Source organism: Dietzia sp. SLG310A2-38A2 (assembly GCF_014145095.1).
Lineage (GTDB): Bacteria > Actinomycetota > Actinomycetes > Mycobacteriales > Mycobacteriaceae > Dietzia.
In genome coordinates this window covers 1-1,236 of the sequence record NZ_JAALDX010000079.1, presented here as the reverse complement: position 1 = coordinate 1,236, position 1,236 = coordinate 1, and the positions used below count along the sequence as shown (strand labels likewise).

Sequence of the window (1,236 nt, the reverse complement as noted above, 5' to 3'; positions counted from 1 at the left end):
GCGAGCACCCGGCGGGCCTCGGCGTGCAGAGCCTCGCGCGAGCGGTGGGGCCGACCCTCCAGCACCGCCTCTGCCCAACCGGCCGAGCCCGAGAGCTCTGTCAGGACCGGTAGCAGGTCGTCCGCCGTTGCGCTGTCGAAGCCGCGCAGGGCGGGGTCGTCTGTCGCCGTCGTCGCGGCGGTGTTCTGGGGCATCGACTCATCATGGCAGCGGGGAGGGCCCGGGTCACCGGCGACGCGGGAGTCGTAACGCGCCGTAACAATCGCTCCCCGGCAGAGTCGCAGGCAGCGGCTCCGCCCGTAGTGCCGCCCGCGCGGCCGGGTGCCCTGACCTGCGGTGCCCTGCTCGCCCTCTGCAGGGCACCGCAGGTCAGAGGATTGTGGCGGTGGGTCACAGGCTTACCGGCCGCGGGCTACGGAGCGTGGGGATCGTGGTGACCTCCCGACGGCCAGGTGCTCCGACCCGGGCTGCCCTGCTCGCCGCCCGCAGGGCAGCCCGGGTCAGGGGTGCGAGTGGCCCTCGGAATCGGCGTAACACAGCCGACACACGGCGGTATTAGCGTGATCGACAGCCCCAGCGTGCATTCACCAGCGTGCATTCACCGGCATGCATCCACCCGGCGCGCTGATGCCCGAGCACGAGAGGACCACAGGATGAAGCTCACCCCCCGCGAGCTGGACAAGCTCACGCTGTTCACCGCGGCCGAGGTCGCGCGGCGCAGGCTTGAGCGCGGGGTGCTGCTCAACGTCCCGGAGGCCACCGCGCTCATCTCGTGGGAGATCGTCGAGCACGCCCGCGACGGGCGCACCGTCGCCGAGTGCATGGACCTCGGACGTCGGGTCCTGGACGCCGGTCAGGTCATGGCCGGGGTGGTGGAGCGGCTGCCGATGATCCAGGTGGAGGCCACCTTCCCGGACGGCTCCAAACTGGTCACGGTGCACGATCCCGTCGGCCCGGTGGAGCAACAGGCGTGACCGCCCACTCGCCGGTGCACGAGCATCACTCCGCGGTCCACGAGCACGTCCACCAGCACACCGACCCGGCCACCGCCCGGATCGTCGCGGCGCTGGGTCCGGAGTCCGAGCAGATGCCCGACCTCGGCATCCCGTCGGCCGCGCCCGGGCGTGGACTGTCCGACCTGGTGGCGGCGGAGGGGGAGTCGGGCGACCTCGTCGTCGTCCCCATGACGTTCGGCCGCGCGCCCACGGTGATCGCCGACTGCGCCCGCACCCTCCG

General features: G+C 72.5%; 2 protein-coding genes and 1 pseudogene. 2 read left to right on the top strand and 1 reads right to left on the bottom strand.

Going from position 1 to position 1,236, the window contains the following annotated elements; genetic code table 11:
- Nucleotides 1-194: pseudogene (locus G6027_RS03240) on the bottom strand (hypothetical protein); the annotation flags it as partial.
- 459 nt (nucleotides 195-653) lie between these two features.
- On the opposite strand from G6027_RS03240, the gene G6027_RS03235 reads away from it, so the two are divergent.
- Both G6027_RS03235 and G6027_RS03230 read left to right on the top strand, forming a co-directional pair.
- On the top strand, nucleotides 654-974 hold the full coding sequence (locus tag G6027_RS03235) for an urease subunit gamma (protein WP_182635361.1): 321 nt from the start codon (nucleotides 654-656) through the stop codon (nucleotides 972-974).
- A partial coding sequence (locus G6027_RS03230) for a hypothetical protein (protein ID WP_206682458.1) occupies nucleotides 971-1,236 on the top strand: 266 nt, incomplete at its 3' end. The genes G6027_RS03235 and G6027_RS03230, both read left to right, overlap by 4 nt.

Excerpts from the sequence above, each read along its gene's own strand:
- G6027_RS03235 (WP_182635361.1), top strand. The coding sequence starts at position 654 with ATGAAGCTCACCCCCCGCGAGCTGGACAAGCTCACGCTGTTCACCGCG.